The organism is Streptomyces sp. AK02-01A (assembly GCF_033795305.1).
Taxonomy (GTDB): domain Bacteria; phylum Actinomycetota; class Actinomycetes; order Streptomycetales; family Streptomycetaceae; genus Streptomyces.
On sequence record NZ_JARBAE010000014.1, the window covers coordinates 99,259 to 125,429 of the forward strand.

26 protein-coding genes, 1 tRNA gene and 1 pseudogene are annotated in these 26,171 nt (G+C 69.9%); 12 read left to right on the plus strand and 16 right to left on the minus strand.

What is annotated here, in order from left to right:
• Nucleotides 1-266 precede the first annotated feature (266 nt).
• The 5 genes from PV679_RS16005 to PV679_RS16025 all read left to right on the plus strand — a co-directional run bounded on the left by PV679_RS16005 (nt 267) and on the right by PV679_RS16025 (nt 6,165).
• A complete protein-coding gene (locus PV679_RS16005) occupies nt 267-3,305 on the plus strand; it encodes a nitrate- and nitrite sensing domain-containing protein (RefSeq protein WP_416069734.1) in 3,039 nt (1,012 codons plus the stop codon).
• The gene (locus PV679_RS16010; RefSeq protein WP_319680901.1) at nt 3,302-3,787 is read left to right on the plus strand and encodes a roadblock/LC7 domain-containing protein; all 486 of its coding nucleotides are present in this window, start codon (nt 3,302-3,304) and stop codon (nt 3,785-3,787) included. Before PV679_RS16005 ends, PV679_RS16010 begins: the two co-directional genes overlap by 4 nt.
• Nucleotides 3,784-4,197 carry a DUF742 domain-containing protein gene (locus tag PV679_RS16015; RefSeq protein ID WP_319680902.1) on the plus strand — a complete coding sequence of 138 codons (414 nt, stop codon included), beginning with the start codon at nt 3,784-3,786 and terminating at the stop codon, nt 4,195-4,197. The genes PV679_RS16010 and PV679_RS16015 overlap by 4 nt, the downstream gene beginning before the upstream one ends.
• Nucleotides 4,178-4,831, plus strand: a complete 654-nt coding sequence (locus PV679_RS16020) for an ATP/GTP-binding protein (RefSeq protein WP_319680903.1) — start codon at nt 4,178-4,180, stop codon at nt 4,829-4,831. Before PV679_RS16015 ends, PV679_RS16020 begins: the two co-directional genes overlap by 20 nt.
• A 101-nt stretch (nt 4,832-4,932) precedes the next feature.
• Nucleotides 4,933-6,165, plus strand: a complete 1,233-nt coding sequence (locus PV679_RS16025; protein WP_319680904.1) for a styrene monooxygenase/indole monooxygenase family protein — start codon at nt 4,933-4,935, stop codon at nt 6,163-6,165.
• Nucleotides 6,166-6,226: 61 nt separating this feature from the next.
• On the opposite strand, the gene PV679_RS16030 is transcribed toward PV679_RS16025, so the two are convergent.
• Both PV679_RS16030 and PV679_RS16035 read right to left on the minus strand, forming a co-directional pair.
• Nucleotides 6,227-7,549, minus strand: coding sequence for an NlpC/P60 family protein (locus tag PV679_RS16030; protein WP_319680905.1), 1,323 nt, complete (start codon nt 7,547-7,549; stop codon nt 6,227-6,229).
• Between the two features lie 158 nt (nt 7,550-7,707).
• Nucleotides 7,708-7,977: a hypothetical protein gene (locus PV679_RS16035; RefSeq protein ID WP_416069731.1), complete on the minus strand. Its 270-nt coding sequence runs from the start codon at nt 7,975-7,977 to the stop codon at nt 7,708-7,710.
• A 164-nt stretch (nt 7,978-8,141) separates the two neighbouring features.
• On the opposite strand from PV679_RS16035, the gene PV679_RS16040 reads away from it, so the two are divergent.
• A complete protein-coding gene (locus tag PV679_RS16040) occupies nt 8,142-8,462 on the plus strand; it encodes a hypothetical protein (RefSeq protein WP_319680907.1) in 321 nt (106 codons plus the stop codon).
• 55 nt (nt 8,463-8,517) lie between these two features.
• Here PV679_RS16040 and PV679_RS16045 read toward each other — a convergent pair whose 3' ends face one another.
• The 8 genes and pseudogenes from PV679_RS16045 to PV679_RS16075 all read right to left on the minus strand — a co-directional run bounded on the left by PV679_RS16045 (nt 8,518) and on the right by PV679_RS16075 (nt 16,666).
• Nucleotides 8,518-9,240, minus strand: coding sequence for a TetR/AcrR family transcriptional regulator (locus PV679_RS16045; RefSeq protein WP_319680908.1), 723 nt, complete (start codon nt 9,238-9,240; stop codon nt 8,518-8,520).
• Between the two features lie 112 nt (nt 9,241-9,352).
• A pseudogene (locus PV679_RS36195) lies at nt 9,353-9,463 on the minus strand (diiron oxygenase); the annotation flags it as partial.
• Nucleotides 9,464-9,589: 126 nt separating this feature from the next.
• The gene (locus PV679_RS16050; protein ID WP_319680909.1) at nt 9,590-10,663 is read right to left on the minus strand and encodes an amidase family protein; all 1,074 of its coding nucleotides are present in this window, start codon (nt 10,661-10,663) and stop codon (nt 9,590-9,592) included.
• Between the two features lie 320 nt (nt 10,664-10,983).
• Nucleotides 10,984-12,441, minus strand: coding sequence for a penicillin-binding transpeptidase domain-containing protein (locus PV679_RS16055; RefSeq protein ID WP_319680910.1), 1,458 nt, complete (start codon nt 12,439-12,441; stop codon nt 10,984-10,986).
• Nucleotides 12,438-13,955: an FtsW/RodA/SpoVE family cell cycle protein gene (locus PV679_RS16060; RefSeq protein ID WP_319680911.1), complete on the minus strand. Its 1,518-nt coding sequence runs from the start codon at nt 13,953-13,955 to the stop codon at nt 12,438-12,440. Before PV679_RS16060 ends, PV679_RS16055 begins: the two co-directional genes overlap by 4 nt.
• Before the next feature lie 169 nt (nt 13,956-14,124).
• Nucleotides 14,125-15,396 carry a histidine kinase dimerization/phospho-acceptor domain-containing protein gene (locus PV679_RS16065; protein WP_319680912.1) on the minus strand — a complete coding sequence of 424 codons (1,272 nt, stop codon included), beginning with the start codon at nt 15,394-15,396 and terminating at the stop codon, nt 14,125-14,127.
• Entirely contained in the window at nt 15,393-16,169 is a 777-nt protein-coding gene (locus PV679_RS16070) for a hypothetical protein (protein ID WP_319680913.1), read from the minus strand. Before PV679_RS16070 ends, PV679_RS16065 begins: the two co-directional genes overlap by 4 nt.
• Before the next feature lie 179 nt (nt 16,170-16,348).
• Complete coding sequence (locus PV679_RS16075; protein WP_319680914.1) at nt 16,349-16,666, minus strand: zinc-ribbon domain-containing protein; 318 nt, start codon at nt 16,664-16,666, stop codon at nt 16,349-16,351.
• A gap of 192 nt (nt 16,667-16,858) precedes the next feature.
• On the opposite strand from PV679_RS16075, the gene PV679_RS16080 reads away from it, so the two are divergent.
• Nucleotides 16,859-17,665: a nuclease-related domain-containing protein gene (locus tag PV679_RS16080; RefSeq protein WP_319680915.1), complete on the plus strand. Its 807-nt coding sequence runs from the start codon at nt 16,859-16,861 to the stop codon at nt 17,663-17,665.
• A gap of 36 nt (nt 17,666-17,701) precedes the next feature.
• On the opposite strand, the gene ligD is transcribed toward PV679_RS16080, so the two are convergent.
• Entirely contained in the window at nt 17,702-18,586 is an 885-nt protein-coding gene (gene ligD / locus PV679_RS16085) for a non-homologous end-joining DNA ligase (RefSeq protein WP_319680916.1), read from the minus strand.
• Between the two features lie 50 nt (nt 18,587-18,636).
• Here ligD and PV679_RS16090 point away from each other — a divergent pair, with 50 nt between their 5' ends.
• Both PV679_RS16090 and PV679_RS16095 read left to right on the plus strand, forming a co-directional pair.
• Nucleotides 18,637-19,710, plus strand: coding sequence for a Ku protein (locus PV679_RS16090; protein WP_319680917.1), 1,074 nt, complete (start codon nt 18,637-18,639; stop codon nt 19,708-19,710).
• A 309-nt stretch (nt 19,711-20,019) separates the two neighbouring features.
• Nucleotides 20,020-20,091: transfer RNA gene (locus PV679_RS16095), tRNA-Arg, on the plus strand.
• Nucleotides 20,092-20,240: 149 nt separating this feature from the next.
• Here PV679_RS16095 and PV679_RS16100 read toward each other — a convergent pair.
• The 3 genes from PV679_RS16100 to PV679_RS16110 form a co-directional block, all read right to left on the minus strand.
• A complete protein-coding gene (locus PV679_RS16100; protein WP_319680918.1) occupies nt 20,241-20,588 on the minus strand; it encodes a hypothetical protein in 348 nt (115 codons plus the stop codon).
• A gap of 75 nt (nt 20,589-20,663) precedes the next feature.
• Nucleotides 20,664-21,395: an excisionase family DNA-binding protein gene (locus PV679_RS16105; RefSeq protein WP_319680966.1), complete on the minus strand. Its 732-nt coding sequence runs from the start codon at nt 21,393-21,395 to the stop codon at nt 20,664-20,666.
• A gap of 135 nt (nt 21,396-21,530) precedes the next feature.
• Nucleotides 21,531-21,908, minus strand: a complete 378-nt coding sequence (locus tag PV679_RS16110; RefSeq protein ID WP_319680919.1) for a MerR family transcriptional regulator — start codon at nt 21,906-21,908, stop codon at nt 21,531-21,533.
• Between the two features lie 111 nt (nt 21,909-22,019).
• Here PV679_RS16110 and PV679_RS16115 point away from each other — a divergent pair, with 111 nt between their 5' ends.
• Entirely contained in the window at nt 22,020-23,093 is a 1,074-nt protein-coding gene (locus PV679_RS16115; protein ID WP_319680920.1) for an alkene reductase, read from the plus strand.
• Between the two features lie 152 nt (nt 23,094-23,245).
• Here the strand turns inward: PV679_RS16115 and PV679_RS16120 are convergent, their stop codons facing one another.
• Entirely contained in the window at nt 23,246-23,545 is a 300-nt protein-coding gene (locus PV679_RS16120) for a hypothetical protein (RefSeq protein WP_319680921.1), read from the minus strand.
• Nucleotides 23,546-23,628: 83 nt separating this feature from the next.
• Between PV679_RS16120 and PV679_RS16125 the strand changes: the two genes are divergently transcribed.
• Complete coding sequence (locus tag PV679_RS16125; RefSeq protein WP_319680922.1) at nt 23,629-24,141, plus strand: helix-turn-helix domain-containing protein; 513 nt, start codon at nt 23,629-23,631, stop codon at nt 24,139-24,141.
• Between the two features lie 64 nt (nt 24,142-24,205).
• On the opposite strand, the gene PV679_RS16130 is transcribed toward PV679_RS16125, so the two are convergent.
• Nucleotides 24,206-25,135: a ketopantoate reductase family protein gene (locus tag PV679_RS16130; protein WP_319680923.1), complete on the minus strand. Its 930-nt coding sequence runs from the start codon at nt 25,133-25,135 to the stop codon at nt 24,206-24,208.
• 476 nt (nt 25,136-25,611) lie between these two features.
• Between PV679_RS16130 and PV679_RS16135 the strand changes: the two genes are divergently transcribed.
• Nucleotides 25,612-26,139 carry a DUF302 domain-containing protein gene (locus PV679_RS16135; RefSeq protein WP_319680924.1) on the plus strand — a complete coding sequence of 176 codons (528 nt, stop codon included), beginning with the start codon at nt 25,612-25,614 and terminating at the stop codon, nt 26,137-26,139.
• Nucleotides 26,140-26,171 lie beyond the last annotated feature (32 nt).

Below are 26,171 nucleotides of genomic sequence, written 5' to 3' on the forward strand. Positions count from 1 at the left end.
GGTCCCCGGAGCTGCGGGCGCGCATCCTGCCAAAGCCCGCGCGGAAGGTCCACCCGGCGCGACAGGTTCCGGTAGGGCCCGTGCTGGGCAGAGTTGTTCGCCAACTCCTCCGTGATGTTCACTCGTTCAGGTGGCGGAGCGGCCGATGCGCGCCCCCCTCTCAAAAGCGCTGGAATGGTCAGAAGCCGTGCCAGAGGTGGGGGTTCCCGTTGTGACCGGTCGTCACCTCTGCTTCATGGGCGGACGAGTCAAGAATGCGAGCACCGGTGCAGAAGAAGCGGCCTCGGGGCAACGGCGTCATGCGCGGCGAATCTCCGGGTGACCCCCAGAACCGGCGAACCGGCGGAACGGCCGGATCCACGGAAACGACCGGAGCGACCGGGGCCACCAAGGCCCAGGAAGGACGCCGAGTGCGGGTACGCAGCCGGCTGGTCGTCGGGGTCGCCCTGGTGGGCATCACCGTCGTCGCGGCAGGCGCTCCCGCCGTGCTCGCCGCGTCGGACGAGCTGACCGACGCCCAGCGTCTGGTCACCCTGGCCGAGCTCAACCAGCAGGCCGTGACCCTCGCGCACTCCCTCGCGGACGAACGCGACGAGGTCATCGTCTCCATCGCGGCGGGCCGCGAGGAGCAGGACGCGACAGGCTCCGGCGACTCGGCCGGTACGGGTGACTCGGGCGGCAAGGACAAGGGCAAGGGCAAACACCGGATCTCCGGCAGCCGCAGCACTCGCGTCGACCGCCAGATCGACGAGATCCGCGCCGCCGCGTCCGCCTCTCCGGGCCTGCTGCGCGATCTCTCCACCGTGCCGTCCATCCGTCGTACGGCCCTCACCGGCAAGGGTTCGGCGCTCGACGCGTACCGCGCGTACTCCGAGGTCATCGCCAAGCTCCAGGCCCTCGCCGACGAGCTCGCGGAGAAGACACCGCCGGAGGCCGCGGACGGCACCCGCGCGCCCGCCGCTCTCGGCCGCGCGGTCGAGCAGGCGTCGGCCACCCGTGGCCTGCTGCTCGCCGCGCTGGCCGTGCCCGGCGATGTCGACGCCGCTCCGCAGTACGACCCGATCACCGGCCTGCTCGTGGAGCCCGAGGCCGGTTCGGACAGCAAGAAGAACACCCAGCTTCGCGACGACCTCAGCGCCGGCGCGCAGCAGTCGCGGGTCCGTGAGCTCGCCGCGCTCGCCGACTTCGACCAGACCGCCGGCACACGGGCGCGGGAGTCGCTCACGACGACCGTCACCGGCCCGGACGTCAAGACGGCCGAGGGATATCTGACCCGGCTCACCGACCGGCCCGAACTCTCCGACGCGGACCGCGACGCCGACCAGGAGAAGGTCGAGTCCGCGCTCTCCGCGCGGATCGAGCAGATGCGCGGCGTCGAGTCGGGCCTCGGCTCCAGCCAGGTGGCGCGTCTTGAACAGCTCCGCGACGACGATGTCACCGGCCTTGAGCTGCGTATCGCGCTGCTCGGCGGCTGTCTGCTGATCGCCGTCGGCGTGTCCACGGCCGTCGCGCGCACGCTCACCAGGCCGCTCGCCGTCCTGCGGATCGGCGCGGCCCGGCTCGCCGCCGCGCCCGAGACCGAGGAGCCGGTCCGGTTCACCGGCCGCAACGACGAGTTCGCGCAGGTCGTACGGTCCCTCAACACGCTGCACGGCAAGCTGCTCGACCTCACCAACCGCACCGGCGAGCTGGACAGCGACCGCACCGACCTGATCGGCGCGCGCGAGAAGGTCGTCGCGCAGCGCGCGGAGCTCCAGGAGCGTACGGCCGAGATCACCGCTCAGCTCCAGTCGCTGCGCCAGACCGTGCACCACACCTTTGTGAACCTCTCGCTGCGCACGCTGGGCCTGGTGGAGCGCCAGCTCGGCGTCATCGAGAACCTTGAGGAGCGCGAGCAGGACCCGGAGCGGCTCGACACGCTCTTCAAGCTTGACCACATGGCCACGGTCATGCGCCGGCACAGCGAGAACCTGCTGGTGCTCGCCGGCCATGAACACGGCCACGGTTCCACCGGGCCCGTCCCGCTCGTGGACGTCCTGCGCGCGGCCGTCAGCGAGATCGAGCGGTACGAGCGGATCACGATCCAGTCCCTGCCGCCGCACGCCCAGGTGGCCGGTTTCGCCGCGGACGACCTCAGCCACCTCGTGGCGGAACTGCTGGAGAACGCCACATCCTTCTCGCCGCCGGACGCCGAAGTCCAGCTCTCCGGCTGGCTGCTGGAGAGCGGCGAGGTGATGCTCTCGGTGGAGGACCAGGGCATCGGGATGTCCGAGGAGCGGATCGCCGATCTGAACGCCCGCCTCGCCGATCCGGAGGACCGGGAGAGCCGCCGCAATGGCGACGGCCTCACGGCGCGGAAGGTGTACGGAGGCGACGCGGAGGGCGAGGGCCTCGGGCTGCGCGTCGCGGCGCTGCTCGCGGCCCGGCACAGCGTGAAGGTCGAGCTGCGTAAGCATCAGCAGGGCGGTGTGGCCGCGGTCGTCGTACTGCCGGAGGCACTGCTTCCGACCTCACCGCCGGTCGCGGCACCGCATCAGGCACAGGCCGCCGGGTCCGCTCCGGCGCTCAATATGCCGGGGTCGGCGGCGGAGGCCAACTCCAATTCCCTGCCAGGCCGTCCCGGCGCCGATCCGCTGGTGGCCGCGGCGGAGGCGGCGATCCGCAAGTCGGAGGCGGAGCGGACCGATTCCCACGCGGGCACCGGCACCGATTCCCACGCGGGCACCGGCACCGACTCCCGGGCCGGCACCGAAGCCGCCGCCGGGAGCGAGCCGGTGAGCGAGGCCGAGGCCGTACCGGCCGCCCGCACCGAGGCCGTACCGAGCGCGTCGGCCGAGGCCGCGGCCGTCGCCGTGCCGGAGGTCACCCGGCCCGGCCCGTACGCCATAGGCCCCGACTCCCATGAACGTGTCCGTGACGGCGCTCCGGAGGACTCCGGCACCGACCAGGACACCTACACGATGCGGCTGCCCAGACAGGCCGCCGCGACCCCGCCCGCCGGGCCCCTGCCCGCGGAGGCGGAGCCGGACCCGGATGAGTCCACCGCTCCCGGGCGGGTACGTATCACCGACAAGGGACTGCCCAAGCGGTCTCCCAAGATCGTCCAGCCTGCTTCCGCGCCCGTCGGGCGAGGCGGCAGTGTCGACGCGGACGCGCTTCGCCGCCGGCTCGGCGGCTTCCACCAGGGTGCGAAGGAAGGCCGTCGTGATGTCGAGGCCGAGTTCACGGAGCGGATAGAACCCGAGGCGCACGCCGAGGAACACACCGAAGAGACGGGGGAGACAGTCGAGGAGGCACGCAGTTGACTGCGACAGGCACATTCGGACTGAGCAGCGAAGCCCGTAACCTGCATTGGCTGTTGAGCAACCTCGTCGAGGAGGTGCCAGGAGTTCATTCGGTCGCCGTTGTCTCGTCCGACGGACTCCTGCTGCTCTCCTCGGATCCGGGGCAGAACGCGGAGGCGGCCACGACCACCGAGCGCAAGCAGGGCCCGCGCGGCTCCAGCGCCGATCTGGCCACCATCGTGTCGGGTATCGGCAGCCTCACGGTCGGGGCGGCGAAGCTGATGGACGGCGGCGGGGTCAAACAGACCATGGTCGCCATGGAGGAGGGCAGCGTCTTCGTCATGGCGATCAGTGACGGCTCACTGCTCGGCGTGCATGCCACACCGGACTGCGACATGAGCGTCGTCGCGTACCACATGGCGCTCTTCGTCGGCCGTGCCGGGCATGTGCTGACTCCCGAACTACGCGACGAGCTCCGCAAATCGATGGAGAGCGCCCGATGACGCCATCCGCTGATCCCCACCGCAGGCTGCCGGTACGAGGAGCGGACCGCAGACCGGCCCGCGTCCGGCCCTACTCGCTCACCGGCGGCCGGACCCGCTTCGGGCATGTCCTGCTCGTCGAGACATTCGTCGCCGCGCTCGAACCGGCCGACGAACGCAAGGAACTGACGGACGGCGGGGCCTCGTCCCGCGTCATGCCGGAGATGCGCGCCATCGTCGAGCTGTGCCGGCGCATGCGTACGGTCGCCGAGATCTCGGCGCTCCTCAAGATGCCGCTGGGAGTGGTCCGGGTGCTTCTGAGCGACCTGGCCGACCAGGGAAAGATCCGTGTGTACGGGACCGGGCACGGCACCGGCCATCCCGACCACGCACTGCTGGAAAGGGTGCTGAGTGGACTCCGCCGTCTCTGACGTCACCGGCTTCTTCGGCGTCACCGCCGCGCCGGCCGCCGACGAACCCGAAGAGGGTCTCCGGGCCTGGCAGTTGGACCGTACCCGCGCGCCGATCGCCACCAAGATCGTGGTCGCGGGCGGCTTCGGCGTCGGCAAGACGACCTTTGTCGGAGCGGTCTCCGAGATCCCTCCGCTGCAGACCGAGGCGCTGATGACGCAGGCGAGCGCGGCGACCGACGATCTCAGCGCGACGCCCGACAAGCTCACCACGACCGTGGCGATGGACTACGGCCGCATCACTCTCGACGACGACCTCGTGCTGTATGTCTTCGGCACGCCGGGCCAGAAGCGCTTCTGGTTCATGTGGGACGACCTGGTGCGCGGCGCGATCGGCGCCGTCGTGCTGGCCGACACCCGCCGGCTGTCCGACTGCTTTCCGGCGCTCGACTACTTCGAGAGCTGTGGACTGCCGTATGTCGTCGCGGTCAACCACTTCGACGGCTCACCGGCGTTCGATCCGGCGGATGTACGGGAGGCGCTGACGATCCCGCCGCACGTCCCCGTGCTGATCATGGACGCGCGCAACCGGATCACGGTCGTCGAGTCGCTGCTCGCGCTGGTGCGCCACGCGCTCGACGCCTCTCCCGAATAGCGGCCGGCGCCCCACTCCTTCGCCGCCCGGCACCCAGCCCCCCACCACAAGGCACGTGCCACTCGTCACTCGCACCATGTAACGCAATCGGAGAACCCGCCATGCGGAAGATACTCATTGTCGGAGCCGGCCAGTCCGGACTTCAGCTCGCCCTCGGCCTCCAGTCCGAGGGATACGAGGTCACGCTGATGTCCAACCGGACGGCGGACGAGATCCGGGCCGGCCGGGTCATGTCCACACAGTGCATGTTCCACACGGCGCTCCAGCACGAGCGTGATCTCCAGCTCAATTTCTGGGAGTCACAGGCACCGAAGATCGAGGGCCTCGGCGTGTCGGTCGCGGCTCCGGACTCGACCCGGGCCATCGACTGGGTCGGCAAGCTGGACGGCTTCGCCCAGTCCGTCGACCAGCGGGTCAAGATGGCCGGCTGGATGGAGACCTTCGCCCAGCGCGGCGGGCAGTTGGTCATCCATGGCGCGGCGGTCTCCGACCTGGACTTCTTCTCCCGTACCTACGACCTGGTCCTGGTCTCGGCGGGCAAGGGCGAACTGGTCTCGATGTTCGGCCGCGACGCGTCGCGCTCGCCGTACGACAAACCGCAGCGCGCGCTCGCCGTCGCGTACGTCCACGGTCTGGGCCCGCGCCCGGAGCACCCGGAGTACGACGCGGTCCGCTGCAATCTGGTGCCGGGCGTCGGCGAGCTGTTCGTGATGCCGACTTACACCCTCTCCGGCCGCGCGGACATCCTCTTCTGGGAAGGCGTGCCCGGCGGACCGCTCGATGTCTTCCAGGGCGTCAAGGACCCGGCCGAGCATCTCTCGCTCACGCTGGAGCTGATGGAACGATTCACTCCCTGGGAGTACGCGCGCGCCACAAAGGTCGAGCTGACGGACGCCAACGGCACGCTGTCGGGCCGGTACGCGCCGACCGTGCGCAATCCGGTCGGCCGGCTGCCGGGCGGCGGTCTTGTCCTCGGTGTCGCCGATGTCGTCGTCGCCAACGACCCGATCACCGGACAGGGCTCCAACTCGGCCGCCAAGTGCGCCGCTTCCTATCTGGACTCCATCGTGTCGCACGGCGACCGGCCGTTCGACGAGGCGTGGATGCGGTCGGCGTTCGACCGCTACTGGCACACCGCGCAGCACGTCACCAAGTGGACGAACGCCATGCTGGGTGTCCCGCCGGAGCATGTGCTCAATCTGATCGGCGCGGCGGGCCAGCTCCAGCCGGTCGCCGACCGGTTCGCGAACGGCTTCGACAACCCGGCCGACTTCGAGAACTTCTTCTACGAGCCCGACAAGACGAACGCGTATCTGGCGGAGGTCTCTGCCTGAGGTTCCGCCCGAGGTGGTCCGGCCCGCGCCGGGCCACCTGCCGTGGCGCTCTCCTCGGCGTTCAGTCCCTTCGGCCTCCCGGACCCGCCTCCTGGGCGTAGCCGGTGTCGGAGCCGTCCAGCGCGCCTTCGGGCAGCTTCGGCGGCTCGTACACGGCCGGCGCCATGGAGGCCCATCCAGGGTCCGGCCGTACGGCGCCGAGCAGCGGGTTCGCCGCGAGCGGCGAGACCTTGACATGGGCACCGGGCCGTGGCGCCTGGATCACCATTCCGTCGCCCAGATAGATCGCGACATGCGTGGCCTTCGGGAAGTAGATCACCAGGTCGCCGGGGCGGAGCTCGTCGAGAGAGACTCTGGGAAGCTCGCGCCACTGCTCCTGGCTGGTGCGCGGGATGGCCACACCGGCGCGTGCCCAGGCCTGTGAGGTCAGCCCGGAGCAGTCGAAGGAGTCGGGCCCCTCCGCGCCCCATTCGTACGGTTTGCCGATCTGCGCGGCGGCGTATCTCAGCGCCGTGTTGCCCACCGCCGAGGGCGCCAGCGTGCTCTGACCCGCCGTCAGTCCGTCGGCCTTCTCCGCCGCGCCGCCGAGCGCGCCGGAGGTGACCAGCTCGCGCTGCGCCTTCTCCGCACCGGCCTTCTCCAGCCGGGTCACCGCGGCGATCTGTTCGCTGCTGAGAGAGGCGAGCAGTCTCTCGACCTGCTGGAGCCGGTCCCTGACCGCGTCGCGCTGCTTCTTCTGCTTCTCGGCGAGTCCCTGCTGCTTGTCGAGGGACTTGCGGGACGCCGAGGCCAGCGCGTCGGCACGCTTCTCGCTGTCCGTCAGCCGGGCCACCGTCGCCGTCCTGCCGCGCGCCGCGCGATCCAGCAGGTGCCGTTCGTCCATGGCCTGTTGCGGATTGTGCGCGAGCAGCAGCCGGAGATAGCGGGAGAGGTCGGACTGCCCTTGGTACTGCTGGCGCGCGAGCCGGCCGACATCGCCTCGGCTGCGCGCCAGCGCGGTGCGCGCCTTGGCCAGGCGGGCGCTCAGCTTCTCGCTCTCGGTGCGCAGCCGGAGCAGCTCCGCCTCGGTCGCGTTGTACGCCTCGGTGGCCTCCTCGGCCTGCCGGTAGAGCCGCTGGAGCTGGGACAGCATCTCGGCGACGGTGCCGGGCCGGGTGACGGGACCGAACGCCTTGCCGGGACCGTTCTTCGTGGCACCGCTCTTGCCGGAACCCGGTCGGCCGGGACCGCTCTCGCCGGTCCCCGGGCCGGCGGACGCCGATGCGCTGGGCGCCGTGTCGTCGCGGGGCTTCGCGGCGGCATGCGCGGCGAACGGAATCGCCGCGAGGACCGTCGTGGTCGCCAGCGCCGCCGTACAGGCCGATCGCAGCACTCTGCCTGACACGTCATCACCTCCGGTTGCAGGATGGACAGTCCAGTCCTAGGTGATGATGTGGCGACATATGGTGTTACTAGCTCACCATTGGGCGGTTCGGCGCAGCAGTGTCACCCGGGCCGGGGACCTGTCCGCGGTCCGGCGTGGCCCGCCGGTCTCCGGCAGAGTCACCGCGCGCCGCCGCCCGGCTTTGACCAGGGCCACTTCAGCGTGCGTGGCTCGCGGCCCTCGGCGACGTATTCGTACTTCCAGCCGCGCTGGAGGCCGAGCCGCTTGGTGTAGCCGGCCGGCGCGCGCCGGTAGGTGTGCACGGTGGGCGGCCCGCCGTCCGCGTCCGGTACGGGAATCTCGTACCACTTGGGCGGATGTCCGGTCGGCCCGGTCAGTACGGGCAGGACGCGCCCGTCCAGCGGCCCGCCGACAAAGGGGGTGTCCATGGCGTTCACCCTAAGTGATGGAGAGACACGACCGCCGGGTCCACGGCTCCGTCCGTCGCGTACCGCGGTTACTTCTCACGGGTGATGAGTGGCCGGATCAGCTCAACACCGAGGCGCGGCGGCGCATACTCCACCAGTCGTCAGCACCGACCGATTGGGTTGACATGGCCTGGATCTGTCCTCGTTGCCAGCACCCCGAAGCCGTCGCCCATGTGGAGAACGCGGACGGTTTCCATCCGTTTCCCTGCCTGAACTGCGGGGCCTCCACGCTGAACGGTCCGGGCCAGGGCACGCGGGTCGCCGGCGCCGCGTGCTGCGCGCCGCGCTGCGGCGGCGCGGTGACGGACACATTCGTCTACGACCACTTCGGCCGGCTGTCCGACGTGCGGCGCGGCGCGTGTTCCTTCTGCGGGTCGACCAGGACGGCGCAGGTCCGCAATGCCAGAAGCGCGCGCGAACACCGGCTGCCGCGCCCGCGGATGTGACGGTTCCAGGACGGCGGCCCGACGGCGGGATTTGTCAGACAGGGCCTAGAGCAGGCTAGAGCAGGTGCGCGGCCTGGCTGACGACAGGGATCACCCGGCGGGCCAGTGTGCCGACCGGTCCGTCCGGTCTCTCGCGCGCCACCAGCGCGCCGACGGCCGACGAGGTCTCCTCGTCCGTGGCCGCCGTCGCCGCGAGCAGCGCGATGAGCTGGTCGACCAGCCAGTCGCGCAGCTCATCGGCGGGTGGCTGTTTGCCTTCGTCCAGCCATATGAGCGACGCCGACTCGACGGCCGCGATCCAGGTGCGTACCAGCATGCGCAGCCGCGATCCCGGCCGGTCCGCTCCCAGGTGCAGCAGGATCTGTTCGGCCGCCGCGCGCCGGACCTCGTCGACGATCGCGGTCGTCCGGGAGGTCTCGCAGACGCTGCCGCCCTGGAGCAGCGCGCTGAATCCGGCGTCGTGCTGATCGACGAAGGCCAGATAGCGTTCGAGCACTCGCTTCAGCCGCTCGGTGGGCGGCCCGGTCGGCGGCTCCGTGAAGCACAACTCCAGCTCGTCGGCGGCGGAGCGCAGCGCGGCCTCGTACAAGTCCTGCTTACCGCCCTTGAAGTAGCGGTAGACGAGCGGCCGGGACACACCGGCGGCGGCCGCCACATCGTCCAGGGAGACATCCTCGGGCGCCCGGTGCGCGAACAGCGTGAGGGCGGCGTCGAGGAGTTGAGTGCGGCGCTCTGCGACGCTGAGCCGTCGGTACGCGGGCGTTACGGGCGCGGTCATATCGGCAGCGTAACCGGACCGGCGGCGGCTCGGGTTGTCAGTGCCCGCACGGAAAGCCGTGGAGAGACAAGGCTTCGGTGACGGCGGTCGCCGGCCGGAAGCCACCGCCCGCTCAGGCCGGCGGCCCGGACGACTTCCGGCGCCCGTGTCCCGCTCCGCGCGGTACGCCGATGTCGTCGAGGAAGTCCGTGAGCCGCCCGGCGCCGGACCGCATCACCTCTCGGCTCTTATGAGCCTGCTCGTCAGCAGGCGCGTCAATCCCTCGCGTGCGACGAGCCGACCGGGTGTCCACCCATCTCTCGGGACTCCAAGCGCCGCGCGGGAAACGGCAGTCGCGCGAGCGCTGTTGTCAGGACCGCACCGTGGCCTCGCGCAGTTCGGCGGTCCGGGCGATGCCGACAAGTGAGGCGTCCGCGCCACGATCCGCCACCAACTGGAGCCCGACCGGACAGCCGTCCGCCGTAAAGCCGGCCGGGACACTCGCCGCTGGATGTCCGCTCAGGTTGAAGGCCCAGGTCAGCGCCGTGGAATACAGCTCGCCGGGACCTTCGTGCCCATGCGGCCGGTTCGGGGTCACCGGTGTGAGCAGCAGCGGTGCCTCGCCGAAGAGGCCGTCGAGCCGCCGGTCGTTCTCGGCCCGTACCGCGCTCGCCCGCGCCTCTTCCGCGCCGCCGCCGCGCACCGTCAGCCACGCCTCGCGCGGATCGAGCAGCGCGAACGGCCGCCGTGGTGACACCAGTCGTACGATCCCGGCCGCCACCAGCCGGTCCACCGCCGCCCGGACGACCGCGGCCACCTCCGGGTCCGGCCGGGCGAATCCCAGGTCGCAGGAGAAGACCGCGGGCACCGGAAGCGTCACCGGCGCCGCCTCGTACGCGCCGAGCACACACCGCAGATAGGACCGTGCCTCCGCCGCCGACCGGGCCAGCACGCCCGCCGACGCCAGACCCGTACGGTCCGGCGACGGCAGCAGCCCGTTGGTCGTCTTCAGGCCGAACACTCCGCACCAGGCCGCCGGGATTCGGACCGAGCCGGCGCCGTCGCTGCCGGTCGCCAGCGGCACCATGCCCGCCGCGACCGCCACCGCCGAGCCCGCCGAGGATCCTCCGGGCGTGCGGTCCGCGCGATAGGGATTGACCGTACGGCCGTGTCGGCCCTGACCCCAGGTCTGCCAGTACGTGCCGGCGCCAGGCACCGCCGTCGAACCGACCGGCACCGCGCCCGCCGCGATCAGCCGGCCCGCCGCGTACGAGCGGATGCCGGTCGGCCCTTTCACCGCGAACGGCACCCCGGCGAGCGGCAGCCGCCGGTCCACCGTGCGCGCCCGCTCCAGCGCTTCCTCGTCCCACACCTCGATGAAGGCGCGCAACCGCGGATCGAGCCGCTCGATCCGTGCCAGCGCCTCAGCGACCCTCTCCGTCATCGGCCCCCGCCTCGTCGCCACCGTGTCCCGCTGGAACCCTAGGGTCTTTCGTTTGGATCTGGTCGGGGAGCGGGGTCCGGTGCCGTGGATCGCGAGGCGCGGTGCCGGGGCACGCGAGCCCAGCACGTTCCGGACGAGAGGCCCTGGGCCCTGTCTGACACATCCCGCCTGGCCTGCGACGCCTGGCACGCACGCTCACCGCGTTGTCGGAGTCATCCGAGTACGTCCAGTACACGGATGATCCTCCGCCTTGGGATCGCACGCACCAGACGTCGCGGGCCCCGCCCTCCGGGCGGACTGCGCCATGTGTCAGACACGGCCTAGTCTTCCAGCGCCTTCTCCATCACGGCCCGCGCGATCGGCGCCGCGTCGCCGCCGCCGCTGATGTCCGGCCGGCCGGCCGCCGTGTCCTCGACGACCACCGCCACCGCGACCGCCGGCCGCAGCGCGTCGTCCGCCTGCGCCCAGGCGATGAACCAGGCGTACGGCGTACCGGAGTTGCCGACACCGTGCTGCGCCGTCCCGGTCTTCCCGCCGACCGTCGCGCCTTCGATGGCCGCGCTCGCGCCCGTGCCGTCCGTGACGGAGTCAATCATCATCTGCCGGAGCTGCTGCGCCGTCGCCGGACTCATCGGCCGCTCATAGGCGCGATCGCCGGTCCGGGACACGATGTCGCCGTCCGCGGTCATGGTCCGGTCCACCAGATACGGATGTCTGAGGTCGCCGCCGGCGGCGACCGCCGAGGCGACCATCGCCATCTGGAGCGGAGTCGCGCTGGTGTCGAGCTGTCCGATCGAGGACAGCGCCAGCTCGTCATCGCGCATGGTGGTGTCGAAACGCGACGCCGCGACGCCGGACGGGATCCTGAGGCCGCTGTCGTTGAAGCCGAACTTCTCCGCCGTCTCCACCATGCCGGCCAGGCCGACCTTCACTCCGAGCCCGGCCAGCACCGTGTTGCAGGACCACCTGATCGCGTATGCCAGCGACGCCCGGTCGCATCCCGTCGTCTCATTGGGAAGCGTGGTGGTCGTCCCCGGCAGGACATACGGCTCGGCGATCCCGGTCGGCGCGTCGGCGTCCGTGACCGTACGCGATTCCAGCGCCGCCGCGGCCGTCACGATCTTGAAGGCGGAGCCCGGCGGATAGGTCTGCCGGATCGCCCGGTTGAGCATCGGCTGCGCGCGCTCGCCGTTCAGCCGGGACCAGGCGGCGGCGGCGCCGGGGCCGGTGCCCGAAAGCAGTGCGGGATCGTACGACGGGCTGCTGACCAGCGCCAGGATCCTGCCGCTGGAGGGATCGATCGCCGCGACCGCGCCCCGGCGCCCGGCGAGCCCGTCGTACGCGGCCCGCTGCACGGACGCCCTGATGGTGGTGGCGACCTCGCCGCCGGGCTGACGGCTGCGCGTGATGTCGTTCCAGAAGGGCAGCGGCGCCAGCATCGGGTCGGTACCGGAGAGGACCTCCTCCTCGGCGTTCTCGATCAGCGTCGTGCCATAGGTCTGGGAGGCGTAGCCGGTGACGGACGCGTACAGCGGTCCCTGCGCGTAGGTGCGTTCGTACCGCAACTGCTGGCCGGTGTCCTTCGAGCCGGTGACCGCCCTGCCGCCGACGAGGATATTGCCGCGCGGCTGCGAGAAACGGGTCACGGTGGCCCGGCGGTTGGCCGGGTTGTCGTCGAGGCCGGGCGCCTCGAAGACCTGGATCCGGACCGCGTTGACGAGCAGCGCGACGAACAGCAGCAGACAGAAGGCGGCGGCCCGCCGGATATGAGGGATCACCGGTCGTCCTCGCCGGTCGGTGCGACGGCCCCGTCCCGCGGGCTCCGCGGACCCCGCCGCTCGCGAAGCCGGCTTCGCGGGTCGTGCCGGTCGCGGGAGGCGTATCCGTCCCGTGGGCCGTAGCGGTCGCGGGGATCGTCCGTGTCCGGCACCGCCGGTGCGATGACTCCGGTCTCCGCGGTGTCCGGGCGTGGAGTGCGGGCCGAGTCACTGACCCGGATGAGCAGCGCCACGATGATCCAGTTGGTGATCACGGACGAACCGCCCTGGGCCAGGAACGGCATCGCCATGCCGGTGAGCGGGATCAGTCCCATCACGCCGCCTCCGATGACGAAGACCTGGAGGGCGAGGATCGAGGCGAGGCCGACGGCGAGCAACTGCCCGAAGGGATCGAGCAGCGAGAGGCCCGCGCGGTAGCCGCAGAAGACGAGCAGCGCGTACAGCGTCAGGATGGCGACCAGACCGACCAGGCCCAGCTCCTCGCCCGCGGTGGCGAGGATGAAGTCCGACTTGGCGGCGAAGCCGATCAGGATGGACCGGCCGCGGCCGAGGCCCGTGCCGGACAGCCCTCCGGCGGCGAACGCGAAGAGGGACTGTGCGAGCTGGCCGGGGCCGAGGCCCGCGTCGATGGTCGCGAACGGATCGAGCCAGTCCTTGACCCTGCTGTGGACATGTGGTTCCAGCGAGCCGACGGCGAAGGCACCGACCGCCGCGAGCAGCAGTCCGACGGCGATCCAGCCGGTGCGGCCGGTCGCCACGTACAGCAGGATCACGAAAAGCCCGAAGAAGAGGAGCGAGGTGCCGAGGTCTCGTTCGAGGACGAGGACGACGACGCTCAGCAGCCAGATCGCGACGATCGGTCCGAGGACCCGGCCGGCGGGCAACTGGAGCTTCCAGATCTTCCGGCCGGTGTAGGCCAGCGCGTTGCGGTTGGCGGCGAGATACGCGGCGAAGAAGACGGCGAGCAGGACCTTGGCGAACTCGCCCGGCTGGAAGGACAATCCGTCGATCCTGATCCAGATCTTGGCGCCGTTCACGGCGGGATAGAAGATCGGCACGATCATCAGCACCAGCGCGGTGGCGACCGAGAGATAGGCGTAGCGCTGGAGCACGCGGTGGTCGCGCAGGAACACGACGACGGCGATGAACAGCGCGACGCCCAGCGTGGACCAGACGAGCTGGGTGGGCGCGCTCTGCTCGGCCGTGCTCTCCAGGTCGAGGCGGTAGATCAGCACCAGGCCGAGTCCGTTGAGCAGGACCGCGATGGGAAGCAGCAGCGGGTCCGCGTACGGCGCGCGGAGGCGGACCGCGATGTGCGCGAGCAGAGCGAGCATGCCCAGACCGGCTCCATAGGCGCCCGCGTCCTGCGGTACGGCGTCCTGCTTGGCGACGCCGACGCTGACATAGCCGAAGACAGAGATGAGGACGGCGCAGACGAGAAGCGAGAGCTCGACGCCCCGGCGTTTGGCGCGTGGGCGCGCGGGCGGTGGAGCGCCCGCCGTCGTTGCGGTCATGTCCCGCAACGTAGCAAGACGATGCGGCTTATGTCCGTTTATGTAAAGACGTAAGGCATGTCGAACTCACGTCAGCATCACTTCGCGATCCGCCGCGCCGACGGTCCGGAAGGTTCGCGCCGACGGTCCCGGAGGTTCGCGGCGACGGTCCGGAAAGTCACGCGTTCGCTCACGAGGACCCGGCCTCGCCGGGCATCCGAGGCGTGTACTCGGAGAGCGCCAGCCGCGCCAGAGCGCCGCCTTCCGGAGCGTCGCCGAACACCAGCGCGGCTCCGATCGCGGCGGACTGGCCGACCGCGATGGTCAGTCCCAGCCCGTGTCCTTTGCCGCTGCCTTCGGTGCGGAACCGCTGCGGCCCGTGCTCCAGCAGATACGCCGGATAGCCGTCGCCATGATCGCGTACGGTCACGGCCGGGCCGTCCACGGTCAGTACGACGGGCGGCCGTCCGTGTCGGTGGGCGTTGGCGACGAGATTGCCGAGCACCCGCTCCAGCCGGCGCCGGTCGGTCTCCACGGCGGCGTCCCTGACGACCCGTACCTCCGTCGCGGTGCCCGAGGCCCGCACCACTCCCTCGGCCAGCGGCGCCAGCGCGTGGACGGCCAGATCGACCAGCTCCGTACGGGCGTCCAGCCGCGAGATCTCCAGCAGGTCCTCGGTCAGCGCCCGCATCGCCCGTACCCGGTCCCGCACCATCTCGGTCGGCCTGCTCTCGGGCAGCAGCTCGGCGGCGGCGGAGAGACCGGTCAGCGGGGTGCGCAGCTCATGGGCCACATCGGCGGTGAAACGCTGTTCGCTCAGCAGCTTGCCGTGGAGCGTGGACGCCATGGTGTCCAGGGCGCCGGAGACGGTGGCCACCTCGTCCTGGTGCCGTGAAGGGTCTTTTGTACGGGGGTCGTTGACCCGTGCGTCGAGATCTCCCGCGCTGATGCGCCGGGCCACCTGCGCGGTGAGATGCAGCCGACGGGTGACTCGCGTGACGGCGAACGCGCCGACCAGGAGGGTGGTGCCGATCGCGAGCACGGAAGAACCGAGGATGGAGCGGTCCAGATTGGTGATGGTGCTCTGGCTGAGGGTGTAGTCGACGCGGGCCGCGAGCGTGCCGCTGTCGGTGGGACCGGCCGCCCACATGGTGGTACGGCCGTCGTGGTCGGCGACGATCGTGCCGCGCCGGCCGTCGGCGGCGAGCGCGCGCAGCGGCTCCGGCAGGCCGGGCGTGTCCATACCGGCGAAACGGGGGAGCGGCCGGCCCGCCTCGTAGTCCCGGGTCACCAGGTCCAGCCGGGACAGTGCTTTGGCGCGCGCCGAGTTCACGGTCTGGCGGGTCACCGCGACATGCACGAGCGCGCCGAGCAGGGCGGCCAGCGCGCAGCACATCACCGTGATGAAGACGGCGGCCTTCCAGGTGAGTGTCGCCGTCCAGGCCGGCAGCCGGGGCCTCATGAGGCACCGGCCGTCGACTTCTGCGTCCCGTTCCGTGTTCTGCCGGGGACGATCTCGTCGCGGGTCGGGAGCATCGCTCCCTGCCGGGCGTCCCAGGACCAGGCGGTCCGGTACTCGTATCCGGGGATGCCCGCCGAGACCACCCGCAGGATGAGATCCCGGCCCGCCAGCTCGGCTCCGACGACCTTGTCCGAGGTGGACATGATGCGGGTCAGTCCGCCGTTCTCGGCGCGGTAGCAGCGGACGGCGAGCCGCCGGCCGGGCATGTTGATGCCCACGATCAGTTCGTCCCGGCCGTCGCCCGTCAGATCATGGCGGTAAGCCGTCAGGACCGGGCAGGCCGCCGTCTCTTCCGATCGCTCCCGGGGCTGTGTTCCGGAAGGCTTCCGATGCCGCGCGCCGGACTGCTTGCCGGACGGGATACCGGCCTGTTGTCCGGATGCTCCACCAGGCCGTTCCTCGCAGTCCGCGAGCCGTTCGACGGTCTCCCGCGAGAGCCCGTCGGCGCCGGCCACGTCCTTCGGTCCGGCGGCGGCCTCGGCCCGGACGACAGCGACGGGATCCAGGACGCGGACGCTGTTGTGGGAGAGCGCGATGCCGGGGACGCGTGCCGTATCGCTCCGGCCGAAGCCCGGCGGCGGCTCGGCGGCGGCGGAGAGGCCGGGCCAGAGACGCTCGGGGCCGATGGCGGACCGGGCCGGGCCCGCGCTCCTGAGCCCGTTCGGATCGCCGCACGCGGACAGCGAGAAGGACAGCGCGGCGGCGGTGGCCACCAGCACTGTTCCTCCGGGGGCGCGGCAAGGCGACAAGGCACTCCTGGAACGATCGGCCGTTCCATCACCTTATGGCACCTTATGGGTGATAAGTGCCGTTAGTCGCTTTCATCGCCTCGCTGGGCCGTGCGGAGTGCGGCGGAACGAGTGAGCCGGGGCCGGGGCCGGTGCCGGACCGCTCAGCGCTGGTACGGGTTCCGCTGCTCCGGCCGGCCGTGGCCCGGCCCGTACGCCTGGCCGCCACCCGGCCCGGCCGGCTGTCCGGCGGCCTGGGCCAGGAGCTGGTCCGCCTGTTCCTTGCTCACCCGCTGCTCGGCGCCGCAGAACGTGCACTGCGTCAGGTACTTCGTGGAGAACGGGAACAGCGGCACGAAGAACAGCGTGAACTTGGTGACGCGCTTCTTCAGCGTGTGCGCCGAAGGGTTGCCGCACTGACCGCACACCAGCGTCAATATCGCCAGTTGGTAGAGGTACCCCTTCGTACCAAAGATGATCATGAGTGGCTTCCTTCCGCGAGACGCGCCCCGTGGACAGAGTGTGCCGCACGGCGGTCACAGCCGGGAGGTCGGCGGGGCCGCCGCTGTCCCGTTCTCACCGGCGGCGGACGGGAGTTGTTGCCGCGCGGGCCCAGGGCTGTTCCCATGGGTGTGGAGGGCGATGTGGCATGGCCCCCACGGGAGTGATGTGGCATGACCCGATTACGCGTCGCACCGGCGCACCAGCACGGACGGGACCGGCTGTATGTCAGCCTGCCCGGCGGTACGGCCGTCGCCTGGTACGACCAGGACGCCGGCCGCGTGAGTCTGCTTCCCGGCGCGAGCCGTGACGATGTGCTGGCCGCGCTCGCGCCGTATCTCTCCGGTGAGGTGACCGTCGGACCGCCTCCGGTGCCGACACCGGCCGATCTCGACCGGCTCTCCCTGCACCCGGACGACGATCTGGCGCCCAACCGGCCGGGAGAGGAACTCCACGCCGGACTGGACGCGCGACCGGCCTCCGCCTCCCGCTGGTTCAGCCGGGACCCGCGGCCCGGAGAACTGCTGGCCCACCAGATCCTCGGCGAGCGGCTCGACCTGCTGGAGGCCGGTGGCTGGCGGGTCCTGCACTCGATCCCGCTGCCCGGCGCGGCCCGTATCGACCATCTCGCCATCGGCCCGGCGGGAGTCCTGGCCGTACGCACCGTCAACGCCCGCAAACAGCGGGTCCAGGTCACCGACCCCATGGTCGGAACGGGCCGGGCCGCTCCTCTTCCGCAGCTCCGCTGGGCCCGGCGCGCGGCGGAACGCGCCTCACTCGCCCTGGCCGCCGCCGTATGTCCCGTACTCGCCGTGGTCGAAGCGTCCCGGCTGGATGTCCTGCCCGCGCCGCCGGACGTACGGATCCTGCGGGACACCGAGATCCCGGCGCTGGCGTCCCTCGGCGGCGTACTGAAACCGGCGGACATCGAGTCCCTGTACGCCACGGCCCGCGACCGCCGCACCTGGCTGCGCGTGTAGCGGCGCGGCCGTCGGGTCAGGTCCGCCGGCTCCGGGTCAGGGCAGTGGCCCGGCCCGTCCGGGGTCGGTGAGCGGGCTGAGGAGGTCGCCGTACCGGTCCAGTCGTCCGGCGATGTCGTCCAGACGGAAGACAAGCCGCTCGGCGGCCGTACAGCTCTCGATCTCCTCCCAGGTCACCGGCGTGGAGACCGTCGGCTCCGCCATGGCCCGCAGCGTGTACGGGGCCGCGGTCGTCTTCGCCGCGGCGTTCTGGCTGTGGTCGACGAAGACCTTTCCCGGCCGCAGCGAGCGGTTCATCCGGTGCACCACCAGGTCCGGCAGCGCCGCCTCCGCCTCGACGGCCAGGGCCTTCGCGTACGCCGAGACCTCGGCGGACGGCGTCCGCTCCAGCGGTACGAGGAGATGCAGTCCCTTCGAGCCCGAGGTCTTCACACAGGACTCCAGCCCGTCCGCGTCCAGCCGCTCCCGCAGCCAGAGCGCCACGGCGCAGCACTCCACGGCGGTGGCGGGCGCGCCGGGATCCAGGTCGAACACCAGCCGGTCGGCGCAACCGGGTGCGTCCGCCTGCCACTGAGGCGTATGGAACTCCACCACCAGATTCGCCGCCCACATCAGCGTCGCCAGATCTCCCACCACGAGCTGTCGGGTGGTGCCCGCCGTGGAGCTGGGCAGCTCGGCGATCCGGACCCAGGAGGGTGTGCCGGGCGGCGGGTTCTTGGTGAAGAACCGCTGGCCGTCGGGCCCGTCCGGATAGCGCAGAAAGGAGAGGGGACGGTTCGCGAGATGGGCCAGCAGAGGGTCCGCCGTACGGGCGTAATAGTGCAGGACCTCGCCCTTGGTGGTGCCGGTCGTGGCGTACAGGACCTTGTCCAGGTTGCTGAGCGCCAGTCGCCGCCCCTCCACCTCTGTGATCGGCGTCATACGATGAGAATCCCACGAATCCCGCCAATCCCGAATGAAAAGGATGGAACGTGCGATCCATATGGAACGGTGCGATCTCCTTTGGGCTGGTCAGCATCCCGATCAAGCTGGTGAACGCCACCGAGAATCACTCGATCTCCTTCCGCCAGGTCCACAAGACGGACATGGGCCGGATCCGTTACCGGAAGGTCTGCGAGCTGGAGGAGCGGGAGGTGGCGTCGGGAGAGATCGGCAAGGGATACGAAGAACCCGACGGGTCGATCATCCCGATCACCGACGACGACCTGGCCGCGCTGCCGCTGCCCACCGCGAAGACCATCGAGATCGTCGGCTTCGTCCCGGCGGCCTCGATCGATCCTCTCCAGATGGATGCGTCGTACTACCTCGCTCCGAGCGGCGCGGCCGCCGCCAAGCCGTATGTCCTGCTGCGCGAGGCCCTGAAGCGCAGCGACAAGGCAGCCGTCGCCAAGTTCGCGTTGCGCGGGCGGGAACGGCTCGGCATGCTCCGGGTGATGGACGATGTGATCGCCATGCACGGCCTGCTCTGGCCGGACGAGATCCGCACGCCGGTGGGCGTCGCGCCGGAGACCGAGGTCACGGTCCGGGACGCCGAACTCGACCTGGCCGACGCGCTGATGGACACGCTCGGCGCGGTCGACCTCGAATCGCTGCACGACGACTACCGCGAGGCGGTCGAGGAGTTGATCGCCGCCAAGGTGGAGGGCGAGCCGATACGGGAGCGGCAGCCGGCGGAGAGCGGCGGAGGAAAGGTCATCGACCTGATGGCGGCGCTGGAGAACAGCGTGCGCGCGGCGAAGGAGGCGCGCGGCGAGGACGGGCAGGTCGCGGAGGTCACGCAGCTCAAGTCGAAGGCGAAGCCGGAGGAGCGGCCGGCCGAGCAGACCGCAGAGCAGACCGCAGAGAAGACCGCAGAGAAGACCGCGGAGAGGGCGCCGGCGAAGAAGACGGCGGCGAAGAGCCCGGCGCGCAAGACGGCGGCGAAGAAGACCGCGGCGTCGAAGAGGACCGGCGCGGCGAAGAAGACCACCACGGCGAAGAAGAGCGCGGCCAAGAAGACCGCCACGGCGAAGAAGACCTCGTCCGGAAAGCGCGCCTCGGCCTGAGCCGCGCCCGCTACCGGCCGGAGCGTACGCGCACGAAAGGCCCTCGCCGGTCCGCCGGGCCGGTTCTGATCCACCACGTCCGTCGGCTCCGCCAACCGGCCCTCCGGCGGCGGCATATGGGCCGGACGGCCGGCCGTACCGGACTTCCGTCAGCTCGCGCCACCCACCGCCGCGCCGGACCGGACCTGTCCTCCTGCGCGCCCGACCCCGCTCCCGCCTCCCGGCCCACCCGAGCGGGAAATACCTGTTCACGGCCACCCCACCGAAGCTGGTAGGGTTCCTTTCGTCGCCAAGCACCACGGGCGACACGCCCCCGTAGCTCAGGGGATAGAGCAACGGCCTCCGGAGCCGTGTGCGCAGGTTCGAATCCTGCCGGGGGCACTCGCCGATCACCTAGGAACGTTCCTAGCTGACCAGGGCGGATGCCGACACGAAAGAGCGGGAGTCAGTCTCACTGACTCCCGCTCTTTGTTCTTCTTCGTTACTACTCGCGTGTGAGTGGCGTGTGAGCTGGTGGGCGTCCATCCCCCTTAGTTGGGCGAGGACAGGAAGCGATACATCGCCAGGCCGTCGGCTTGAGCGTCGGCGTCGCGCAACTCACGCCAAGCGGCGTGATCGGCCTCCAGCAGAGCCTTCGCCAAAGCCAGTTTTTTCCGATCGTTGCTTGTCACCTCACTCCGCAGGACGATCGGGTTGGTCGGCAACGAGAGCAGGAAAGCCAGATGAAGCTTCCCCTTGATCGTGGACACCACGTCGGCCAGTACATCAAGGTCGAGGCTCGCGGCCGGCGGCGTCCTGCCATGCTCCAGACCATGCAGGAGCACCATCTGGCCACCGATCAGAGTCCAAGCTCGCGGAACCTTCTCCGACAGATCCAAGAGGGCGCTCCAAAGACCTACAAGCGGTCCCGTGAGCAGGTCCGACTCGACACGGAGCGGAGCCTCATTCATTATCTACCCGGCCTTGCTCAGTGGCGGGGACGCCAGCAACGGCTCAAGGATGCCTGCCGCTGCGACGCTAGCCCGGTCTTCGTGGGCATCGAGCAAGTCAGCCGCGACAACTGGAGCTGGGGCGTTCCTACCCGCATTCACTTCCCGAGCACCCGAGACAAGGAATGCCCAAGCGCTGGCGGGCGGCACACGAACGACGAGGTTCCCGCGTTGAGCGTCCCGAACCAGGCCGAACGCCGCCTCTAGCTTCCCGATTCGTTCCGGATGCACGTAGATCTCGCCCCGGCCAGGAGCAATGTAATCGGCACCCACATGAGGAGCCGCACTGACCCCAGCCCTCACCACATCTGGGTCATCGAGCAGCACCGGAAGCACACCGCGGTGCACGCTGTACCGCCTCACCTCAGCCCTCGCGGCCAGGAGCTTCTGGAGGCGCACTGTCGCCAGGTCGCCGTCGGCGGCCAGGTTTCGAAGGCGGGCGAGCAGACGGGAGCGCTCGGGATGGGACAAACCATCTGGACTGCACCCGGAGAGCATGGACAGCGCCCCCCAAGCATTACGCGCCGACAGAGGCCTTCCCGGCTCAGGAGCAGCCATCTTGCGATCTTGCACGCTCGCGGCCTCGACCAGCCATCGACCTCCCACGCGGAAGCCGCGCAGCTTCCCGTCGTGAAGCAGTTGACGAACACGCGAGTCATCAACGCCCAAGCTCTCCGCTGCCTGAACGACAGACATCACATCCACACCACACCTCCTTGCGTCTATTCTCCTGCACGCAGGAGAGAACACGCAACCAGTGTCAGGCTTCAGCTCTGTTGCGTCAAACCTCCTGGAACCGCGAGGGAACCCGCAAAGCCGCCGCCCGGTCGATCAGCCGGTGACGGCCGCCCGCAGTTGCTCGCGGTACGTTCGGGCCGCGGCCATCAGTCCGTCGAGCGAGTCCCTTGTGCGCATGAGGTCGGCGATGTGCTCGGAGAGCCGGTCGCGCTCCTGCGCCATCCTCTCCAGCGCGGCGTCGGAGTGGTCCTCGTTGGGAGAGTCGACGCAGGGCAGCAGTTCGGAGATGGTGCGGCTGGACAGACCGGCGGCGTACAACCGCTGGATGAACGCGACCCGTTCGACCTCGGTGTCCGTGTAGTGCCGCTGCCCGCTGGCGCTGCGGCTGCTGCTGAGCAGCCCCTGTTCTTCGTAGTACCGCAGTGACCGGACGCTGACTCCGGTCCGTAGCGCGAGCTCTCCGATTCGCATGCCGGCCTCCAGAATGTGACCTGCGCCATACGGCTTGCCTCTGACGTCAATGTCAGGTTTTAGCGTAGCCGGTGTCCCCGAGATCCGGGCGACGCGCGAAGGAGGCTCCACGTGACGACGCTTTTCGGCACCTACCAGCTCGGCGATCTGACGCTGCCCAACCGGGTGGTGATGGCCCCGATGACGCGTGTCCGGGCCGCGGCCGGCGGCCTGGCGACGCCGTCGATGGCGACGTACTACGCCCAGCGCGCGACGGCCGGGCTGATCGTGACCGAGGGAGTGCAGCCGAGCCTGATCGGGCAGTCCAATCCCGGTACGCCGGGACTGCACACGGACGAGCAGGTCGCCGCGTGGCGCCCCGTGACCGCCGCCGTGCACACCAACGGCGGGCGGATCTTCGCGCAGATCATGCATGGCGGACGGGTCTCGCATCCCGAGACCACCGGTACGCGGCCCATCGGGCCCTCGGCCCTTCCCGCCACCGGTGATGTGTTCACTCCGACAGGCCCGCGGCCCGCGCCGATACCGCGCGCCCTGGACACCGCTGAAGTCGCCGACCACGCCCAGTCGTACGCCCAGGCCGCCCGCCGCGCCGTCGACGCCGGTTTCGACGGCGTAGAACTGCACGGCGCCAACGGCTACTTGATTTCGCGGTTCCTCTCGTCGAACGCCAACCTGCGCACTGACCTCTACGGAGGCTCCGTGGCCAATCGGATCCGGTTCGCCGTCGAGGCGGTGTCCGCGACCGTCGAGGCCGTCGGCGGCGCCAGGACCGGCATCCGCCTCTCTCCGGGCGGGACGTTCTGGGGAGTGGAGGAGACCGATGTCCCCGAGCTCTACACCGCGTTGCTGGCCGAGCTGGCCCGCCTCGACGTCGCCTACGTCCACCTGGAAGCCACCACCGGCACAGAGGTGCTTGTCGGCCTGCGCCGTGCGTGGCCGGGCACCCTCATCATGAACCCGGTGCTTCCCATGGCGGCGAAGCAGACCGGTCGGGACGACGCCGACCGCTGGCTCGGGCTCGGCGCCGATCTCATCAGTTTCGGCCGTGCCTTCATCGCCAACCCCGATCTGGTCGAGCGACTGCGCGGCGGGCTCCCGACCGCTCCCGTCGACGAAGCCACGTACTACCAGGGTGGCGACCAGGGCTATCTGACCTACCCGACCTATCAGTACGCGGCCTGACTCCGATCCGTCGCGCGGCACACATGGCCGGGACAATCCAGGTGGTGCACGCGCACCGGTGAGCCGCGGCGGCCGACTCGACGCCGACGAGCCGGCTCGACCGTCATGGCGAGGCAGTGCGGCTGACCTCGTACGACGGCCGAACGCCCGGCTCAGCCGGTGGAGAGCGGATCGGGACGCGATCCCGCGATCTCCCAGAGCTCCGGATCGCGGCTCGCGCAGGTGCCGGATTGTGTGTACGGGTCGGCCGCCACGATCTCCTCGGCCTCGCCGAGCGAATCCACCTCATAGCTGAACGACGCGCCACCGCCGTCCAGGAACGGTCCGCCGGCGATATCAGCTTTCCCTGCTCCAGCAGCCGCGCCACATATTGGCGATGACCCGGACGCGCGCGCACCACCTTTTCCTGGTCCGGCACATATCTCGCGCTGCTGACCACCTTCACGGCCCATCCCTTCTGGTAGCGGGTTAGACTCAATAAGCTGGCTTGCAGTACAAAAGCCATGCGGGACGCGACGCCGCCGGAGGAAGTGGAATGAGCGGACAACAGCAGACGCGCTCGGGCGGAGCCTGCCCTATCGCACGGGCATCGTCGGTCGTGGGCGACAGATGGATTCTGTTGATCATGCGCAATGCCACGCTGGGCATGGCGCGCTTCGATGAATTCCGTTCGGAGCTGGGAATCGCCGACAATATTCTCTCCAACCGTCTCGGCCGCCTGGTGGAGGCAGGGCTGCTGACCAAGGTGGCGTATCGCAGCGAGAGCGGTGGCCGCGCGCGCAGCGAATACCGGCTCACTCCGGCGGGCGCCGACCTGCTTCCCGTGCTGAACGCCCTGGCTGTCTGGGGCGAGGCGCACACAACTCCGGCGGAACCGGCCGAGCCCATGCGGACACTGCACTCCGTCTGCGGTCACACCCTCGACGCGCGTCAATTCTGCGAGAGCTGCGGTCGCGAAGCCGTACGCGGCGAGATCGCCTGGCTGCGTCCTTGGCACTCATCGGAGCCGCGCGTCATCGCGGACGCCGTGTCCGAATCGCTTCGATGAATCCAAGCGTGCGGTGTCCAACGGTCCCGCACGGTGTCTTACGGTCCCGCCGCGGCTCGCGGCTTCAGCTCCCTTGCGCTTCCGTGCGGTGCTGGTAGACACGCAGATTCATGGTGGCGAGATTTATGAGCGGAGTGTCCACGGACAATGCGGCGGCGCGTCTGATCAGATCGCCGAAGACATGCTCGACCTCTGTCGAACGGCCCACCGCTATGTCCCGGTAGAAGGACGGCGCGAACGGTGAACCGGACTGTGTGACGGCGTTCTGGATGACGGCGTGCTGTTCCTCGGAGAGAGGAAATCCCGCGGCGGCGGCCACGGCGGTCGCCTCGGCGAGAACGGCCTTCGCGAAGTCGGTGCCACCCGGTACGGAGACAACGTCACCGATGGTGCCGCGCATGAGGCAGGTGATCGCACCCGCGGTGGCGATGAAAACCCACTTGCTCCACATCTCGGCGAGGATGTTCTCCACGACCGTGACATCGAAGCCGGCGCCGCCGAGCAGTTTCCGGGCCCGAGCCGCGCGCGATTCGCCGTCGCCGCTCAGATCGCCGATCGTCAGCTTCGCACCGGGAGCGAGTACGGCGATGTCGCCCTCGGCGTCCACGGAAGTGGCCAGCAGGGCCACTCCGCCCAGCACCGACTCCGTGCCGAACCGGGCGCTGAGCTGATCAAGGTGCCCGATGCCGTTCAGGATCGGCAGTATCGAGGTGGACGCGCCGACCGCCGGTGTGATGTCGTCCATCGACTGGGTCAGTGCCGTCGCCTTCACGGACAGCAGGATCACATCGTAGGAATCGCGTAGTTCGCTCGCCGTGACCACATTCGGCGTGATGCGGTCGTCCTCTCCGGAGCCTTTGATCCGCAGTCCTCGCTCCCGAAGGACGGCGGCCCGCCCGGGACGCACCAGAAAGGTGACGTCTCTGCCCGCGCGGACCAGCTTGGCGCCGAAATATCCACCCGTGGCACCGGCGCCCACCACCAGAAGTCTCATCGGGACCTCCTGCCGCGTATGACCACCACCGCGATACGGATAAACGGTCCATGGTCTTTCCCGGGCTCATGGCGGCCCTTCTCGGACCCATGAGGCGTTGCACCCAAAAGTACGCTCTCCGCCTTTCACCGCAAACGCGGCGCCGGAGCGGGTGTTCGCCGGGTGCCCGGCCGGTTGTCATGGCGGCCGTCGGTTCTGGCTTGCGGATTGAAAGTCACCGGTCTAGCGTGGAAAGCCAGAACAGGACATATCGGAAAGTGGCAGGTCGCTGAAGGTGCGCTCGGTCGTTGGTCGCGGCCGGACTCCTCAAGGCTGTCCCGGGGTCCAAGGCCGTCCCGTGATTCCCGGCGACCGCGCTGTACGGCGAACCTCTGGATTTCCGGTAACGGTCCGTCCGAGCGGCTGATCGAGTAACGGTCCGTCCGAGCGGCTGATCGAGCGCCGCCCGGAGACCTTCACGGGAAGAGATGAGCGACATGACAGTGATGCCTTCGACCGCGATTCAGGCGATGGATCACACGATGACCCGGCTCAGGATCGTCGTCGACGCTCCTTTCGAAGCGTTCCGTTCCCGTTTCGAACTCGCCGTACCGCCAGTCGACATCGCGCGCATCACCGGACTGGTCCAGAAGCGGGCCACCTGGGAGGAGATGAAGTCGGCGGTCGCCGCGAACGCGCCGCACGCGTTTATGATCTACGCCGCCGTCGACGTGAAACCGTTGATGGTACTGGCCGGTCATGAGCGGCGCTTTGTGGAATACCTGATGGGCAACCATGTGATCGCGGAGCGAATGTTCCGTCACGACCCCGCCGCTCTGCTCTACGCGCCATTGCGTGTCGCGCTGTACGAGGACGACGGACGCACGGTATTCGCGATTGACCAGCCGAGCACCGTGTTCGCGGGATTCGGCGATCCGGCCGTCGCGGAGGTCGGGCTGGAACTCGACAGAGAACTCGACGCGTTGATGGTCCATCTCGGAGTCGGCCCGGTGACAAAGCGGTAGGACATCCCGCCTCGATTCGGAATGCGGCCGGA

Coding starts and splice junctions, on each gene's coding strand:
- PV679_RS16130 (WP_319680923.1), bottom strand. CDS start 25,135: ATGAGACTTCTGGTGGTGGGCGCCGGTGCCACGGGTGGATATTTCGGC.
- PV679_RS16080 (WP_319680915.1), top strand. CDS start 16,859: ATGACCCGATTACGCGTCGCACCGGCGCACCAGCACGGACGGGACCGG.
- PV679_RS16110 (WP_319680919.1), bottom strand. CDS start 21,908: ATGCGAATCGGAGAGCTCGCGCTACGGACCGGAGTCAGCGTCCGGTCA.
- PV679_RS16025 (WP_319680904.1), top strand. CDS start 4,933: ATGCGGAAGATACTCATTGTCGGAGCCGGCCAGTCCGGACTTCAGCTC.
- PV679_RS16050 (WP_319680909.1), bottom strand. CDS start 10,663: ATGACGGAGAGGGTCGCTGAGGCGCTGGCACGGATCGAGCGGCTCGAT.
- PV679_RS16065 (WP_319680912.1), bottom strand. CDS start 15,396: ATGAGGCCCCGGCTGCCGGCCTGGACGGCGACACTCACCTGGAAGGCC.
- PV679_RS16045 (WP_319680908.1), bottom strand. CDS start 9,240: ATGACCGCGCCCGTAACGCCCGCGTACCGACGGCTCAGCGTCGCAGAG.
- PV679_RS16075 (WP_319680914.1), bottom strand. CDS start 16,666: ATGATCATCTTTGGTACGAAGGGGTACCTCTACCAACTGGCGATATTG.
- PV679_RS16035 (WP_416069731.1), bottom strand. CDS start 7,977: ATGGACACCCCCTTTGTCGGCGGGCCGCTGGACGGGCGCGTCCTGCCC.
- ligD (WP_319680916.1), bottom strand. CDS start 18,586: ATGACGCCGATCACAGAGGTGGAGGGGCGGCGACTGGCGCTCAGCAAC.
- PV679_RS16120 (WP_319680921.1), bottom strand. CDS start 23,545: ATGGGCCGTGAAGGTGGTCAGCAGCGCGAGATATGTGCCGGACCAGGA.
- PV679_RS16105 (WP_319680966.1), bottom strand. CDS start 21,395: ATGTCTGTCGTTCAGGCAGCGGAGAGCTTGGGCGTTGATGACTCGCGT.
- PV679_RS16040 (WP_319680907.1), top strand. CDS start 8,142: ATGGCCTGGATCTGTCCTCGTTGCCAGCACCCCGAAGCCGTCGCCCAT.
- PV679_RS16125 (WP_319680922.1), top strand. CDS start 23,629: ATGAGCGGACAACAGCAGACGCGCTCGGGCGGAGCCTGCCCTATCGCA.
- PV679_RS16015 (WP_319680902.1), top strand. CDS start 3,784: ATGACGCCATCCGCTGATCCCCACCGCAGGCTGCCGGTACGAGGAGCG.
- PV679_RS16135 (WP_319680924.1), top strand. CDS start 25,612: ATGACAGTGATGCCTTCGACCGCGATTCAGGCGATGGATCACACGATG.
- PV679_RS16060 (WP_319680911.1), bottom strand. CDS start 13,955: ATGACCGCAACGACGGCGGGCGCTCCACCGCCCGCGCGCCCACGCGCC.